Origin of the sequence: Chitinophaga sp. CF418, assembly GCF_900142925.1 — a bacterium.
In the GTDB taxonomy this organism is placed as follows: Bacteria; Bacteroidota; Bacteroidia; order Chitinophagales; family Chitinophagaceae; genus Chitinophaga.
This window is the reverse complement of record NZ_FRCN01000010.1, coordinates 197,786-213,960: the sequence shown is the minus strand read 5'-3', so window position 1 is coordinate 213,960 and position 16,175 is coordinate 197,786. Positions and strand designations below refer to the sequence as shown.

Sequence of the window (16,175 nt, the reverse complement as noted above, 5' to 3'; positions counted from 1 at the left end):
GATGCTATCTGTAGACAAAACACTTCAAGCCTTGCTAAACCGTAGAGCAAACCATATCCGGACAAGTGGACACATATTTGTGCTGTGGCAGATCTTTCTATTAACATCCTTTGTTATTATACATGGGGCTGTTTATAGTCAGGTACAGCCGCCTGCTGACACGCTGAAGCGGGATTCTTTACCCAAGGTCGCTGAAAGACAGGTTGAGGAAAACGTGTTCCGGCAATTTGATCTCGGAGACCTGGCAAGAGATATCTTACATCCGAAGAGGCCGCCGGGCCCGATGAAAACACGATCAGGGATCATTGTCATCCCCAATATAGCCTCCAATCCCAGTATTGGTTCACAGATCGGCATTAAGGCCGTTGCAGGAAAAAAACTGGGAGGTGATCCCCGGACCTTGCTTTCAGTTGCGGCAACGTCTGCCTCTATTACTACTAAAGGCATTATTTATTTCTACATCTCTCATAATGTCTACACTCCTGGTAACAAGTGGAACCTGCAGGGTAGCCTGGTCGCTGCCAAAACAGTAACGCCTGATTTTGGACTGGGCATAGCAAATGAAGGCGGGAAGAGTGAAGCTGACATCGTACTTGCCAATGCAGCACGCAAACCCCGTGCGGTGAAAGGACAATTCTACAACTTCAGAGAGAAGGTATACAAAGAGGTCAGTAAGAACCTTTTCGTAGGAATGGGAGTGTCGTTTGACATCAGACGCAGGCTCCAAAATAAAGACACTACTACTGATCTGACACCATTCAATATTTACAGCGACCGGCATGGATTTCCGAGAGACCACTATATGGCGAATGGACTGCTGCTGAACGTCCAGTACACAACCCGTGATAATCAGAACAGTGCATACAGGGGCGTGTATATAGACGCTGGTTTCCGTGCCAACCAGACCTGGATGGGCAGTACCCGCAGTTCTTTGCAGTTTACGACGGATTTCAGGAAGTATATCAGTCTTTCCACCCGGAACCCGGCACATGTAATAGCACTCTGGAACTGGGGCTCTTACCTGATCAACGGAGCAATACCCTACTTTGAACTGCCCGGTACAGCCAAAGACCCGGGTTCCCGTAGTGGGAGGGGGTATGTGGTTGGTTATTTCAAAGGCGAGAACTATAACTATTCAGAAGTGGAGTACCGCTTCCCTATATTGAGGAATAATTTTATCAGTGGTGTTGCTTTCTTCCATTTACAGACCGCCAGCGATGAAATAGGCACCAAACTGTTCCAGACATTCCGGCCAGGGGGAGGAGCAGGGTTACGGATACTGTTTAACAAGCATACGCGTACCAATCTTTGCCTGGATTATGCCTGGGGTAAGTATGGGACCAGAGGGTTCTTTCTGGGCCTAAATGAGGCGTTTTAGAACCTATCAGCTTAATAACCTGAACTCATTTGGTGTATAACCAACGCGTTTTTTAAACAGACGGGCAAAATGTTGGGGGTATTTAAAACCCAACTCATAGGCAATTTCATTGATTGTTTTATCGCTGCCAAAAATCTTATTTTTAGCTACATCAATAATTTTATTCTGAATGTATTCCTGCGCAGATTTTCCTGTTTCTTTCTTAATCAGATCACCAAAATACTTCGCTGAAAAATGTAGTTCTCCTGCACAATAGGCCACACTTGGCAACCCAATAGAATATGGCTTTTCGGAAATAAAGTACCCATTTAATAATTCTTCGAATTTCTCTAAAACGCCTTTATTTACTGCGTCTCTGGTAATAAATTGCCGATCGTAAAATCGGTCACAATAGTTTAGTAATAATTCTATGCCCGATGCAATAACCTTCTTACTGTGCTTGTCAACGGATTGTTGTAATTCAGTTTCAATCTTTGCAAAGAGATCTAGTACAAGTTGGCGCTCCTTAGTTGAAAGGTGCAGCGCCTCATTGGTCTGGTAACTGAAGAAATTGTGTTCTGCGATGCTCTTTCCTAGCGAAGTGCCCAGGAGCATGTCTGGATGGAATACTAAGCCATGCCCCATAGGCTGGTAATAGTCCACCTTATTTTCTACATCGATAACCTGTCCTGGCGAAATGAAAACGAGCGTACCTGCCTGGTAATCGTAATACTGACGACCATATTTCAAATCTCCACACTTTACATCTTTCAAAAAGATACAGAATATCTCAAAGTGCATCTTAGAGCCGGTTCTTTCCTTAGCTTTTGAAAAATCAAGTACACTGACCAGCGGATGCATCGTATCATGGTTATTGAATGCGTTGTATTCGTTGACAGATTTGAAGTAATATTCCTTATCCATGTCAATCAGATTTGTCACTCAAATTTATGCATAATAGTGTCATGTGGGCTATTAGACAGGGCGAATCAGCAATATTGGTAGTAAAAGCAGGAATCTGTCTACTAAATCCCCTTTCTCCACTTCCTACTTTTGTGAAATCTGCAATGTTGGTACCGACCGGGCAGAAGTACAAGGTTTCTTAAATATTAAGATATAGAGATATGCAAACAGTTAAATTAAACAATGGTGTTGAAATGCCTATCCTGGGATTTGGCGTATTCCAGGTTACTGATCAGGCGGAGTGTGAAAGAAGCGTAGTGGATGCTATTGAAACGGGCTACAGATTGATAGATACCGCCGCTTCCTATATGAATGAAGAAGCGGTAGGCAGAGCCATTAAGCGTAGCGGCGTGCCCAGAGAAGAATTATTTATTACCACCAAACTCTGGATTCAATCTAATGGGTATGAGGGGGCCAAATTGGCTTTTGAAAATTCGCTGAAGAAACTGCAATTGGATTATTTAGATCTTTATCTGATCCATCAGCCTTTTGGTGACGTGTATGGGGAATGGCGGGCGATGGAAGAGCTATATAAAGAAGGAAAGGTAAGAGCAATTGGCGTAAGTAATTTTCATCCTGACAGACTGATTGACCTGATTGTTCATAATGAGATTATTCCGGCTGTGAACCAGGTAGAGACTCATCCTTTTCATCAACAATCAGAGAATCAGCAGTTCCTGATAGAGAATGGCGTACAGATCGAATCCTGGGGGCCGTTTGCTGAAGGAAAGAATGATATTTTTTCCAATGAGCTCTTGTTGTCTATAGGTCGCAAATATGATAAATCTATTGCTCAGGTAATCCTTCGCTGGCTTACACAACGTGGTGTTGTTGCCATCCCGAAATCTGTACGAAAAGAACGTATGGCAGAAAACTTCGACATTTTTGATTTCAAGCTGAACGCAGAGGATATGGAGGCAATTAAAGGGCTGGATATGAAAGCGAGCAGCTTTTTCGATCATCGTGACCCGGCTATGGTCAAATGGTTGGGCGAAAGAAAACTGAGTAATTAATCTCAGCCACATACGGCCGGTTTTTAGCCTGTTTTAAGGCCAAAATGAGCTAAGGCTTCCTCCTGCGTCCTGAAGGCTCAAAATACTCCCATAGATACTTCGAAATCTTTCTTATGAGGTTTTCCGCTTCATTCTCATCTGTCCAGCGCTGATCTTTATTGTTCTTTGTGCCTGCATAGAACACATAATCCCCATGTGGCGCATTTACCAATATCACTTCAGACCTTGAAGCGTCTACAGAACCTGTTTTATGTGCTGCCTGCACATAAGGCGGGATCTGGGAGAGTCCTGTTTCATCGTAATACCCATGTGTCATCAGGCGGTACATCCGTTCAGAAGCGGCTTTACTGATGATCTCGCCCTGGCGGATCTTCACCACCAGCTCAGCCATCTCATGTGGGGTGGTCATGCCCCAGCCGTATATATTCCTGATGCCCTCACGTCCCGGCGTACGGGAATTCACCCGGGTAACGGAAAAGCCGTATTGTTCCATCAGTTCATTAATACGCTGTCCGCCACCGGCTAGCGCCTGGTTCCATAGAGAAGTGGTATTGTCGCTGTAAGACATCATTAATGCCAGTAATACACTGAGGTCTGTTTCGGTGCTGTCTTTGAAGAATTGCATTAATCCGGAGCCTCCGTATTTGATGGAATCCCGGTAAATGAACGGCTGATGGTATTTGAGTTCACCCTTCTCGATCTTATCAAACACGCCTACCAGGATGGGGATCTTTACAATACTGGCTGTGGGGAAGATGGTGTCTTCATTAATACCCATATAACGGCCGGTTTTAAGGTTTCGGACATAGATACCTATATCTCCGTTGAAGTCCTTGATGAGTTCCCGCAACCCCTTTTCAAGTTTGCGATCCTGTTGTGAAAATGCCAGTGTTGGAAGAAGTATGAATAAAAAGAGGAACCGGTACATGTTTTATATCGACGTTTGCCCTAAGATATAAAACAGTACCGGAAATTTCCTCAAAAGATAAGTCTCTCCCTGGCGCATATTTTGCGGCATAACAGGTAAACCTGTGTTATGCTTAGGAATTCCACTTTCTCAGTGATAGCCGTCACGGCATATCTGCTATCGTATTGTATATTGTTACAGATCGAACAGACACAATGGCTGGCCGTCCGTATGTTCCTTATCTCACCTTTGTTGGTAATATGGATGGTGTATACCGTATTGAAATACGGTGTATACACCGGCCGGGAACTGGCGGAAGGTGAAGAATACGGTTACCAGGACAGGCAGTGAACCTTACCAGGTTAAAAATGCTAAAGTAAGAACCTCTGCAGAAAGGGGGCGCTGGTCACTACGCGACGAAGTACGAAGTTATACATAGTAGCGGGTAATAGTTCTGAAACCACCTTAATATTGCTCTGTTGAATCTAATGTATATTTCAAGCGGAGACAATACTTTTTTTTGGTAATTTACTTATCGAATAACTCGTAACCCACATTATGCAAAAGATCAACAGTCCCTCCACGCAATCTCATATTCCTGCGGCGTTTCCAGAAAAGTTCAGTACTAATAATGGGCTTGCCCATGAAGCTGTAGCCCCTTCTCAGTTGAAAGAAAGTAAAATACCTGTACAGGCAGAAAGTACAGCACCTGTACAAACAGACAGAAGTAGCATTCCTCCCTTTCGCTTAGCACGGGAAGGCGTAGTACAACGCTCTACTGAAAAAGTAGAGATGAAAGGGCTGGGAAAAGGAGATGACGATGATGATAAAAAAAAACTCCCTCTGTCCACTCAGGGGCAACCTACTAAAAGCAGACGTAAGAGAACTAAAAAGAAAGAAAATACTGCCACTCAAACAACAACACCAACACCTGCGCAGACACCAAAGAACACAGCCACGCCCACAACTACAGTTCCAGATCAGCCAAAGACTGATTTGTTAACCCGTGAAGAAATAGCGAAAGAACTAACAACGGAAATTACAGATTTAGCAGGCTTTGTGAACGAGAAGCTTCAGGTGCAGGCAACAAGAATACCTTTTCTTATTGACCTCGTAAAAAAGGTATCAATACCATCCAGGCTTTTTCTGTTCGATAGTAGCGGTAAAATATACATTGAAGAAGAGGAAAATAACATCCGTCGCACGCCAGCATTGTTACCTTATACAAAAAAAATAAAGATCTGGGAAGACTTACAGATCAAGCTTATTGACCTCAATGCTGAATTTTCTGAGAAGTTTGAAATACTACAAAGTAATTTAATCAATGCGGTAGATTATAAGGAGGCCGTTCAATTACTGTCGGCTTTAAGGAGTGCAAGTACAACTATTATTGAACCCGCACTGGATCAGTCTAAAAAAGATATCAGCAATGCAAGAAAAGCAAGTGATACCTCTACTAAAAAGATACTTTTTACTGAGCGGGAAAAGAAGCTAAGAGGAAAAGAAGATGCCCGTTTTTCGATAGAAGAACTTCAGCAACAAATAGAAGAACTGGTGCCTTTTATAGAATTAGTAGAAGAGGCCAGACGTGCACTGCCACAGCTTTATGCCTCGTATGAAAAATGTGCCCGGGAATATGATATACTGAATGCCCAGGTCGTTACAATCCGTAAGGAATACGATATTGCCGTGAAAAAGCTGGAAGAACAAAACCAGATGTTGGCTCAGCAAATGCAAAACCAGCAGCAACTAGAGGCAATTTCTGCAACCGCAGATCAGGACCTGGCAGACTATCATGATTTCGGTGGCGAAATCGAGGATAACAGCAATACTTTTAGTGATTACAAGCTCTTACACGACGAAGTGAAATCACTCTATGAATTATTAAAAAATGAAGATATAGAATTCATTCAGGCACATATATTCAGTCATACCAAACAAACAGCGGTATTGGCATCCCGTTTCCCGGAACTCAAGAAGCCCTTGCCCGAAGCGAAAGCCCTGTCATCATGGATAGACAAAAAGAAAAAAGATATCGAAGAGGAACTGAAAGAATATCGGGACATCAAATCCCTTCGTCAACAAACAAGCGAGGCGAAAGAAGATGATCAATTGCCGAACCTGATCGAAGAGAAAAAGCAAATTAAATCAAGATATAATAACGCAATAGGCAAAGCAGTTAACCTCGTCATAATCGACCTCAAAGCAATCAGAAACGATGAAAGAGCACTTGATGAACAATTATTCCCCTACCTGGAAGGATCAGAGGCACTAAGAAGCAAATTAACCTCTTTACGAATTAGTACGCTATCAAAAAAGAATGCTGATTACAGCCGGCTAATAGAATCTTTACTCAACCATCCCAGGGTGATCGACAAATTCAACCTAAACAAAGAACTCAGCTATCCTGTTGCAGAAGAAAAATACGAAAGCAGATGCATGGAACTGCAATACCTCGTCGATGCATTAAGCGGAGGTGCTTTCGTACAAGTGGGCCGTATGCGCAAAGATTCACTGGTGGAAGCATTAAAGGGGATCGGTTTCCTGGGCCAGGCCGCTGCCGTTAATGAAGGCAATGCCCAAACCTACGAAGCCGACGGCATCATCTGGTTCTCCGATACAAAAATGGAAGTAGTGCAACACAAGATGACTGTCACCAGAAATCTGTTTGGTCAAAGAAAACACAGCGTAGGAGAGATCACTGGTCCGCAGTTCGAAAAACAGCTCTCAGAGGCTGCGAATCAGCTCTGTGGCCTTACCGCACAAGGCAATGCCGTTAACAGCCTGCACGCCAGCGGTGAGCCAGAGATCCCGCCGCCAGGTATAGGCCGCGAACGCATCGCCAACCTGAAATTCACGAATGTTAAAGTTCCTGTTTCAACGCAGACATTTGAAGAAGTAATCGAAGAAACAATGGATGTAACTGTTGCTAACATCAAACGATATCGCTGCGTGGAAAAGATAGTGCTAAACTTCGCTGATGGAAAAATAATTTATAAGAGAATAGATAATACGCCGGTATACCAAAAGGAATAAATTACTTTTCCTACTCAGTCTACCGGCGATTTCGTACGTACTATCCGCAGCCAGCCGGCGAGCAGGTGCTTGAACCTGAAGTATCTGGTCTACGCCCGTGGCCGGTATATGACAAGCCGTGAACGGCATGCTATTGCACTTTTATTGTACATAACGCTGCCTGCAAACCTTCGGCTTCCACACCCGCTTTGATAGTACCCCCTTTTTCCGCTGACTGAACAATAAACACCAGCTTTCCGCTAAACGCCTTCATCTGTGGCAACTGGAACGGCTCCAGGCTGGTGGCGTCTCCATTGGCCACTGCTTTGAAACTGCCGGGGCCTGTTACTTTGAAATGCAGTTCATTGGTGGCATCAGGACAAAGATTACCGTCTTTGTCAACGATGCTGGCAGTGATATAGGCCAGATCTTTTCCATCGGAAAATAAACTGCTGCGGTCAGCTTCCAGCACAATATGATGCGGTGCACCGGCGGTCCTGACACTGTCTGCCGCCACTGCTTTGCCATTTTTATCATATGCTACTACTTTGATAGTTCCCGGCTGGTAAACCACATCCTTCCACATCAGGCGGTAACGGTGCTGATGACTGGATGTGTCTTTGGAAAGCTTACCCATACTTTTACCATTCACAAAGAGTTCAGCACTTGGATAGCTGGTATAACAGAACACCGGTGTAATTTGTCCTTCGCGGCCGGGCCATGTCCAGTGGGGTAGGAGATGGAGTGTGGCCTGTTGAGTATTCCATTTACTCCTGTAAAGATAGAAACGGTCTTTCGGTATGCCTGCCAGATCAAAAATGCCGAAATAAGAACTATGGGAAGGCCATTTTGAATCGTATGGAGTAGGTTCTCCCAGATAATCAAACCCCGTCCAGACAAACTCCCCGATCACATAGTCAAGATCATCCTGCTGTACAAATTCATCATCGGGCACCTGCGACCAGGAACAGGCTTCGAAATCATATGAGGAGCACTGGTTGTCATCATACATCTTCCCTTTATGGAAGGCCAGCGGGAATTTATATACACCTCTTGAGCTTACAGTAGATGCAGTTTCAGTGCCCATTAAAAAGCCCTGCGGCAGTTTACTGTGCGCCTCCGGATAACGCTGCGGCTTGTAATTAAAGCCAGGAATATCAAGTACTGCCGCAAAACCCTTGTTAAGGGCATCATCAATGCGGTCCATACCCGCTGTTACGGGTCTTGTAGGATCTTCCCGGTGGCAGATGTCCTGCAGGCGGCGGGCGATATCCTTACCATCAGGAGAGCTCTGATCAGGTACTTCATTGCCTATGCTCCACATGATATTGGAAGGATTGTTACGGTAGTGATGTACCATGTTGACCAGGTCTTTTTCTACCCACTCATCAAAGTACTGGCTGTAGCCATTCTTTACCTTGGGCGCTTTCCATTCGTCGAATGATTCCACCATCAGCATGATGCCCATTTCATCACAGAGTTTTACCAGCTCGGGCGCCGGCATATTATGTGACGTACGGATGGCATCACAACCCATATCCTTTAGTAACCTGACCTGCCTGCGCAGCGCGGCTGTATTGATAGCTGCCCCCAGCGGACCAAGATCATGGTGATTACATACGCCTTTGAACTTCCTCGGTTGGCCGTTCAGCAGAAACCCTTTACCGGCTTTATATTCAATAGAACGGATGCCAAAAGGTGTTTCATATTCATCTTTCAGCTGACCGCCTTCATACAGGCGGGTAATGGTTTTATACAATGCCGGTGTTTCCGGCGACCATAAAGCAGGTTGTTTGATGATGAACTGTTGTCTGGCAATGGTGCTGTCGGCCGGCACCAATGTAGTAACTGTAGCCACCTTTTTGCCGGCAGCATTCAATAATATTGTTCTTACTTCCACTGTTTGAGCTTTGGCAGATCTGTCAATGCTAGTAAGCAGCTGGATAGTTGCCTGTTCTTTATTCACAACAGGAGTGGTGACGTAGGTACCCCATACAGGAATATGGGTATCGTTTGTCACGATCAGATGAACATTACGGTACAGGCCCGCACCGGGATACCAGCGGGACGCCTGTTCGAAGTTCTCCAGTCTTACGGCCAGTGTATTCTGAGCTTTTGCCCGGACATAATCAGTAACATCAAAAGAGAAAGAATTGTAGCCATATGGCCAGTTGCCCACTTTCTTACCATTGACATAAACCACAGCATTGCTCATGGCACCGTCAAATAGCAGTACAGCTCTTTTGCCTGCTTCTAATCCGGGTACAGCGAACGACAAACGATACCAGCCCGTGCCGATAAAAGGCAAACCGCCGGTACGGCCAGCTTTCATGGTTGCTTCCTGCTCACCGTTCTGCTCGATCTTTACTTTCTGTATATCGTTGTTGCCATCGAAAGGGCCGTTAATAGCCCAATCGTGAGGGACGGTGACAGACTCCCATAGTTTATCATCAAACGAAGGCTGAATAGCTTCCGGATGATCTCCTTTCGCAAACTTCCAGTTCTTTTCCAGCAGGTATTCCTGACGTATCTGGGCCATACCGCGTACACTCATGGCCATGATAGCCAGCAGCAATAATCCTCTATATTTATTCATAACCTATTTTACTTTTAGCCAGACAGCTATTATTTCTATTGTATATGATGTGGCGTCTGCAGCGGGTATATTCGTGATCTCTATTTTATCGAGTGTACGGAGGTCAGACACTTGTTGATCATTTCCCTTCAACCATAAGGGCATAAAGCCAGGATAAGGCCTGGGTAGCAACAGTGTCTGATCAGCCTTAAAATCATTCAGTGGTAACTCTATATCCCTGAATTCATTTGTAAGCGGAACAGTTGCAGCAATGGCAGCGGGATCTGATGAGATCAATGCCACTCTTGCGTTGGCTTTCTGTTGTCCTGTTACCCGTGCCCGAACAACCACTGTATTAAATGCCGGTAGTTCCTGGCCTCTACCTTTCAGTTGTGCCGCTACTGCACGGCTTACGCCGTTTATGGCATCAGTTTTAGTGCCATTGCCGTTGATGCGTATGGCAAGTTGTTCTGATCTGTCGCCGGATGTATATGCACCAGGCGTATAGGTAGGCAGCATGATCAGGTCCTTGTTCTTCGTTGCATCCAGTAATGACAACATGGTATTAGGAGCAGCGATATACGTCTGCCAGGTATCCCGGTGATAGTTATCCCATGCATAAGGATCTCCTGTATAATCACCAGGGAAGGCGGTATAGTTGCTGCCTTGTTGTATGATCAATCTATACTGCAGAAGGCCCGGCTGGAGCAACTCTGCCGGCAGTGTTGCTGTGTAGCGTGACACAGTGATAGCTTGCATATCCAGCTTGAACCATTGACCACCTAAGTGTGTCCCTTCCAGCCAGATATGCGCTGTGGAGTCTATACCGGCAATAGTTGCTTCGATGGCGATAGGGGTGCCTGCTGTTAACTCTGTAAAGGGCGTATGATTGACAGCCAGCGCTGTATGCACAGGTTGTGGCGCTACGAATTCAGACAGCCCAATCACGCCATTGATCTTATTATCGCTGATATTACTTTGCTTCCCTTTGCGGACCAGCAGATATGTTCCGGGAGAGATCGTGAAAGTGTTAGCAATTACATTCGCCTCCGTATGATTGTCCTGGTTGACAGCACTCAGGTTGAAGTCATCTCCAACGTCCGGCAATCTGATCGTCATTTGTTGCCGGTTCCATTGTATACGTCTCAGCTCTTTTGCAGGAGAAGTTTTGTCAAACGGATCTTTCAGCTGTACTACGTCAGGCATCACTTCTAAACGCCATACGCCGTCTTCTATTTTGTCCAGGAAGTAAGCGCCTGTTCCCTTGTACTGAACCAGGGGAGAGCTGCCTGTACCTGCCAGGCGTAGTAGTTGACCGGGATTGATGGCATTAGTGTTGGTATTGCCTGTATAGTAAAATTCCGTAGCAGTGTTCCATTCACTTAATTGTTGTGCATAACTTACCCTCGCAGCGCCAAATAAGGTATCAGCAGGATAAACGCCATAGCTTTTAGTCCTCGGCAGTTGATGGAAAACTTTGCCGGCAATGAGAAAGCTGATTGCTTTCTCAGGCGTATAAGCCAGGTTCAGGTAATGCGTCTGGTACTCCGTATTGGCATATGCCGTATGTAAAGGATCATATGCGAACTGTGTAGCCCACTGGAAACCAGCAGTGCGGAAACTCCTGGCCATAGCAGGATACATCACCGGTTGCAATACATCTCCTGCATCGAATTCATATACCATCCGCGCCTTATTTTTAAAAGCAGGAATAGTATCGAACACCACCGCATAACGGTCTACATTAGGCAGCAGATTGCCCTGTAATGTACGGTTAGCAACCAGCCCTGTAGGATACCATTGAAAACTCACACCATCAATATTGGCGCCTGCAACAGCACTCGCATATGAAGGCGACTCGCTGATGTTATAGAACACAGGTTTGTTCCATCCTGTACTCCTGATAGCAGCAGCCAACCTGTTCACATAACTGGCAGCAGCAGATAATGGTCCGCTGTGATGTGGTTCATTATTGATCTCCGTGGCAATGATATCCGGATCATCTTTATAACTAAGGCCTGTATATGGATTCACATGCACGAAGAACTGTTTTACATAGTTCTCCTGTGCACGGATGGCTGTATCATTTACCAGCGCTTTGTCTTTACCGAAGATGGAAGAGAAGCTGCCTGTGTTTTCATCCTTCTCAGGATAACCATTGCCCCAGAAAGCAATAGGCGTTAATAAGATCCTGATCTTTCTCTCTTTCAGTTTGCTTAGCAGGTAATCAAAGAGATCAAGATGCTCGTTCGTCAGCAAATTACCCGCTGCATCTGTGATCTCTGTATCCCACACATGCACGCGGAATGCATCTGTTCCGAGCCTGGCGAGATGATATACATCTTCGTCGATGGCCTTTTTCAGATCCACGCCCAGTGTTTTATGAGAACGGTAGCCGTATGCAAAAGGAACCGTATAGTTAACACCAAAAAAGACAGCTTCTGTACCATCGGCTGTATAGCGGATGATGCCGGTCTTATCAACATATACCAGCGGCTTTTCCTTTTTTGTATGCTGTGCGAAACCTGTATTGGCTGCTAAACTGATTATTAATAATAAAGCTATTCTTCTTATTACCATGCCGGATTGATTGAGCTGTTATCTGAAAGCATCCATTGCAAAAGTGGGCTTCCCGGAATTGTCGAATGCGCCTAGTGAATAGTTCTGCCACTTATTATAAGCCTGCGGTTCCCAATAGAAAATCCCAAGACCTTTGCCATCCGGTAAGTTATGGATTCTTCTGAAAAGGTCCGTAATAAAGAAGTTCGTAGCTACCGGGGCAGTAGCCGGCATGCCCGCTTCACATATCATGATCTCTTTATTGTAACGGGCGATCATATCTTTCATGTTCGCTTCGCATTGCTGGTTGGGCGTCTGCCATTCAGCAGTGGCAGGGTATAATGACATGCCGATAATATCAAAGTTGGCCTTATTCTGCGTTAGTCCGTCAAACATCCATCTGAACAATTCATTGTTATACCCGTTGGATACGTGTACGATCACTTTAATATTGTTGTCAATCTCCTTCACTGCTTTATAACCTGCATTGATGAGCAATGCAAAATTGTCCATATGCTCAGAGGCTTTCCCCAAGGGCCATAACATGCCATCATTGGTTTCATTGCCTACCTGTACCCATCCAGGTGTGATGCCTTTTGCTTTCAGAGCACTCAGCACTTCATGTGTATGATTATACACAGAAGTTTGCAAAGCTGTGATGTCCTGACCGCTCCAGGCTGCAGGTGTTGTTTGTTTAGCAGGATCAGCCCATGAATCACTATAGTGGAAATCGATCATGAGCTTCATGCCCAGGCTATTGGCACGTACTGCCTTTGCTGTCACGTCAGCGATGTTATTATACCGGTTTGCCGGGTTTACCCATACACGCAGGCGGATGGCATTGAGGTGCATGTCCTTCATCAACTGCATACCGTCTGTCTGTTTACCTGTAGTATCGTAGAATTTAAGCCCCGCATCCTCCATTTCAGTGATCCAGCTTACATCTGCACCACGCACCATATTTGTCAGGATAGGATTGGCTGCAGGTACATTATCCGGCATATCGAATTTTCTGCAACCTGTAGTGGCCATCAGTAGTATACCGGTGGCTATTAAAAGATATCTCATAACGTTCTCATTCTTTATTTGCATAATGATGTACCCTTTTACAGTTTAGTGAGTGTAAAGGTATAGTTACCTGCCTCGCTCAGGTTGAGTACAACTTTATAATTACCAGCTACTCCACCAGGAGCGGAGATATTACCACCGTCCTGTACCAGTTTACCATCGGTAGGACCGTAGTTGATGGTCCATGCATTATTGGCCCTGAACTTAAATCCGCCGGCAGCCTTGATCTGTACTGAATTGATGATCCATGTGCCAGATGCGGCATCAAACTGCATAGGTACATCTGTATTCCAGTCGGTAACGGCATCGCCTACGATTGACCAGGTAGTAAGTGTTGTGCTCCAGTCGCGGGAGTTGACATTGGCTCTCACCAGGAAATAACCTTCTCCGGGGGTATAAAGATTACCACCGCCTTTTACCATCTTTGTGGCGCTTTCATAGCCCCATGAAGGATCATTCCAGTTAGGCGCGGTAGTGATCTTGAATGTATAGTTGTTACTGGAATTATTCGGGAACCAGATATAACCTTCATATGCTCCTTTACCTCCCACATCAGCCAGCGTAGGCGCTGTAGCAGCATTCCATCCCTGGTATTCTCCTGGTACCCACAATCTTGAAACGGTGCTTGGGGCATAAGCTGTTATAGTAAGGTCGATGATCTCCGAGTAAGTAGCAGGTATGGTAGATGGATTTGTAGATGTTCCATTCTGACGTATTGCTGCTTTCATACGCACATGCAGTACGCCGGCTTTATTGCCTTCAAGGCCCGCCCGCAGTGCAATAGTATTCAATGCATCAACCGTATAGTCCTTTGTGGTATCGGTATTCATCACAAATTCCACTGCGCTGCTCATTGTGCTGCTGGTGTCAAACTGAAGGGAATAAGTAACATCAGCTTTAATGCCATAGCTCAGGGAAGACCATGCAAATGACACTGCTTTATCTTCACGATGGGTACTGTCCAATATGATAGAAGTAATGCTGCTACTGAAATCCGGCTTATCTGTAGGTAAGGTATACACAGATTTTGTTTCGTCCTTCTTACAGGATGCGAATACCAGGATGAGCAGAAAATAACCAATAATGCGTTTCATACAATCGTTTTACAGTTGATGTTAATAGCCATCGTTTTGTACCAGGTTAGGGTTGGCGATCCTGTCGGTGTTGGGAATAGGGAATACATTGTATTTCTCCTGTACACCGGTACCTGCTGCTACACCGCCTTTAAACGGCCACACATAGCTGCCACTGGTCAGTTTACCAAAGCGCACGAGGTCTGTTCTTCTTTTGGCTTCCCAGTACAGTTCCCGGCCTCTTTCTGCCAGCAGGAAATCCAGCGTCAGTTCATTGGCGCTGATGTCTCCATTGGTATTGCCGTATGCACGGCGGCGCAGGAGGTTCACATAATTCAATGCTTCTGCAGCAGTACCACCACTGCCACCTCTTACCACGGCTTCTGCATACATCAGGTAAATATCTCCCAGCCTGAACATAGGGAAATCCGTATCGGTGAATCGCCTGGTAGGATCAGATCCCGGCTGTCCTGTAGAACTGATATTCTTGAATTTAGGCACGGCATATCCATCATTAAAGCTGGACAGATCACTGATATCGAGGTTCTGTCCGCTGGTGTAGAACATGGCGCGTTTATCTGTATTGCCCAATGGATCGGGGAACAGGTCTACGATGTTTTTGGTAGTCCTCATACCTCCCCATGCTGTTGACATGCCATAGTCAGCGGGATTCATGGTGCCTCCGATAGAGCCGAGTACAATGTAACTGGTGTTACCGTAAGACTGTGATGTTACTCCATCTGCGAGGATAGGGAAGATGATCTCTGCTGTGAGATTGTTATCTGTTTTGAACAATTGGGAATAATCCGTCGCCAGCTGATAAGTAGTAGCGTTGATCAGCTTATTGCAATATGTGATCGTCTCAGTATTCTTCTCAGTGCCGGTATACACCTTTGCATTGAGATAGAGTTTCGCCAGCAATGCCCATGCTGCTCCTTTGTCCACTCTGCCATACTCGTTGGTACGCGGCTCAGGCAACAGTGTTTCCAGGTCTTTCAATTCTGTTTCCAGGTAAGTGAACAGGTCAGCCCTGGATATCTGTTTGGGCTGGAATGCACCAACAGGATCAGCCTCTGTTACAAAAGGAACTTTGCCATACAGGTCAATGGCTATCCAGTAGTAAAACGCGCGCAGGTAGCGGGCTTCATAACGGTATTCTTTGATGTCAGCTGCTACATCAGCAGGGAAACTGCTTGTTTTGTCGTCCGTCGTCTGACGGAGAAATTCATTACAGGCCGCTACTCCAAAGAAGATACGGTCATACATCACTTTCACATATTTACCATCTGGTGTAAAGTTCAGGTTATGAAAACTTAGCAGGTCGCCGTCGTTCCACCCTATCACTGCTTCGTCTGTGGTAAGTTCCTGCAATGACCAGTAGTTACGGAGGAATACGTTAGTACCTGTATTATCTGTAACAATATCTGACAGGCTGTTATCTTCATAGTGTTGTCCGCTGAGGCAAAGACTGCCATACAGTTTGGCAAGTACGCCCTTTATTTTTACAGGATCTTTATAGACTGTTTCCGATGTTTCCTGTACATAGGGTAAACGGTTCAGGTCTTTGGTGCAGGAGCTGGTGGCCATCGTAATGGCTACACAAGCGGTTATTATAGAAAGAGATTTGATTGTCATGGTTCTTCTT

General features: G+C 45.3%; 11 protein-coding genes. 4 read left to right on the top strand and 7 right to left on the bottom strand.

What is annotated here, in order from left to right:
• Positions 1-31 precede the first annotated feature (31 nt).
• A complete protein-coding gene (locus tag F3I09_RS21885) occupies positions 32-1,378 on the top strand; it encodes a BamA/TamA family outer membrane protein (protein ID WP_223233336.1) in 1,347 nt (448 codons plus the stop codon).
• A 6-nt stretch (positions 1,379-1,384) separates the two neighbouring features.
• Here the strand turns inward: F3I09_RS21885 and F3I09_RS21880 are convergent, their stop codons facing one another.
• Positions 1,385-2,281: an AraC family transcriptional regulator gene (locus tag F3I09_RS21880; protein ID WP_149697182.1), complete on the bottom strand. Its 897-nt coding sequence runs from the start codon at positions 2,279-2,281 to the stop codon at positions 1,385-1,387.
• Positions 2,282-2,481: 200 nt separating this feature from the next.
• On the opposite strand from F3I09_RS21880, the gene F3I09_RS21875 reads away from it, so the two are divergent.
• Entirely contained in the window at positions 2,482-3,333 is an 852-nt protein-coding gene (locus F3I09_RS21875) for an aldo/keto reductase (protein WP_149697181.1), read from the top strand.
• Between the two features lie 49 nt (positions 3,334-3,382).
• On the opposite strand, the gene F3I09_RS21870 is transcribed toward F3I09_RS21875, so the two are convergent.
• On the bottom strand, positions 3,383-4,261 hold the full coding sequence (locus F3I09_RS21870; protein WP_149697180.1) for a serine hydrolase: 879 nt from the start codon (positions 4,259-4,261) through the stop codon (positions 3,383-3,385).
• Positions 4,262-4,369: 108 nt separating this feature from the next.
• Here F3I09_RS21870 and F3I09_RS21865 point away from each other — a divergent pair, with 108 nt between their 5' ends.
• Both F3I09_RS21865 and F3I09_RS21860 read left to right on the top strand, forming a co-directional pair.
• The gene (locus F3I09_RS21865; RefSeq protein ID WP_149697179.1) at positions 4,370-4,591 is read left to right on the top strand and encodes a hypothetical protein; all 222 of its coding nucleotides are present in this window, start codon (positions 4,370-4,372) and stop codon (positions 4,589-4,591) included.
• A 207-nt stretch (positions 4,592-4,798) separates the two neighbouring features.
• A complete protein-coding gene (locus tag F3I09_RS21860) occupies positions 4,799-7,276 on the top strand; it encodes a hypothetical protein (protein WP_149697178.1) in 2,478 nt (825 codons plus the stop codon).
• Between the two features lie 130 nt (positions 7,277-7,406).
• On the opposite strand, the gene galB is transcribed toward F3I09_RS21860, so the two are convergent.
• Genes galB through F3I09_RS21835 form a run of 5 tightly spaced genes read right to left on the bottom strand, consistent with a single transcriptional unit; the run spans position 7,407 to position 16,165 of the window.
• Positions 7,407-9,851 carry a beta-galactosidase GalB gene (gene galB, locus F3I09_RS21855; RefSeq protein WP_149697177.1) on the bottom strand — a complete coding sequence of 815 codons (2,445 nt, stop codon included), beginning with the start codon at positions 9,849-9,851 and terminating at the stop codon, positions 7,407-7,409.
• A 3-nt stretch (positions 9,852-9,854) separates the two neighbouring features.
• The gene (locus F3I09_RS21850) at positions 9,855-12,410 is read right to left on the bottom strand and encodes a cellulase family glycosylhydrolase (protein ID WP_149697176.1); all 2,556 of its coding nucleotides are present in this window, start codon (positions 12,408-12,410) and stop codon (positions 9,855-9,857) included.
• 18 nt (positions 12,411-12,428) lie between these two features.
• Positions 12,429-13,457 (bottom strand): glycosyl hydrolase 53 family protein, encoded by a 1,029-nt coding sequence (locus F3I09_RS21845; RefSeq protein WP_149697175.1) that lies wholly within the window; start codon positions 13,455-13,457, stop codon positions 12,429-12,431.
• A gap of 38 nt (positions 13,458-13,495) precedes the next feature.
• Positions 13,496-14,551: a SusE domain-containing protein gene (locus F3I09_RS21840; RefSeq protein ID WP_149697174.1), complete on the bottom strand. Its 1,056-nt coding sequence runs from the start codon at positions 14,549-14,551 to the stop codon at positions 13,496-13,498.
• A 21-nt stretch (positions 14,552-14,572) separates the two neighbouring features.
• Positions 14,573-16,165 carry a RagB/SusD family nutrient uptake outer membrane protein gene (locus F3I09_RS21835; RefSeq protein WP_149697173.1) on the bottom strand — a complete coding sequence of 531 codons (1,593 nt, stop codon included), beginning with the start codon at positions 16,163-16,165 and terminating at the stop codon, positions 14,573-14,575.
• Between the last annotated feature and the right edge of the window lie 10 nt (positions 16,166-16,175).

Bases quoted from the DNA above. Each gene is read 5' to 3' on its own strand.
- F3I09_RS21870 (WP_149697180.1), bottom strand. From the start codon at position 4,261: ATGTACCGGTTCCTCTTTTTATTCATACTTCTTCCAACACTGGCATTT.
- F3I09_RS21865 (WP_149697179.1), top strand. From the start codon at position 4,370: ATGCTTAGGAATTCCACTTTCTCAGTGATAGCCGTCACGGCATATCTG.
- galB (WP_149697177.1), bottom strand. From the start codon at position 9,851: ATGAATAAATATAGAGGATTATTGCTGCTGGCTATCATGGCCATGAGT.
- F3I09_RS21875 (WP_149697181.1), top strand. From the start codon at position 2,482: ATGCAAACAGTTAAATTAAACAATGGTGTTGAAATGCCTATCCTGGGA.
- F3I09_RS21880 (WP_149697182.1), bottom strand. From the start codon at position 2,281: ATGGATAAGGAATATTACTTCAAATCTGTCAACGAATACAACGCATTC.
- F3I09_RS21835 (WP_149697173.1), bottom strand. From the start codon at position 16,165: ATGACAATCAAATCTCTTTCTATAATAACCGCTTGTGTAGCCATTACG.
- F3I09_RS21860 (WP_149697178.1), top strand. From the start codon at position 4,799: ATGCAAAAGATCAACAGTCCCTCCACGCAATCTCATATTCCTGCGGCG.
- F3I09_RS21840 (WP_149697174.1), bottom strand. From the start codon at position 14,551: ATGAAACGCATTATTGGTTATTTTCTGCTCATCCTGGTATTCGCATCC.
- F3I09_RS21845 (WP_149697175.1), bottom strand. From the start codon at position 13,457: ATGAGATATCTTTTAATAGCCACCGGTATACTACTGATGGCCACTACA.
- F3I09_RS21850 (WP_149697176.1), bottom strand. From the start codon at position 12,410: ATGGTAATAAGAAGAATAGCTTTATTATTAATAATCAGTTTAGCAGCC.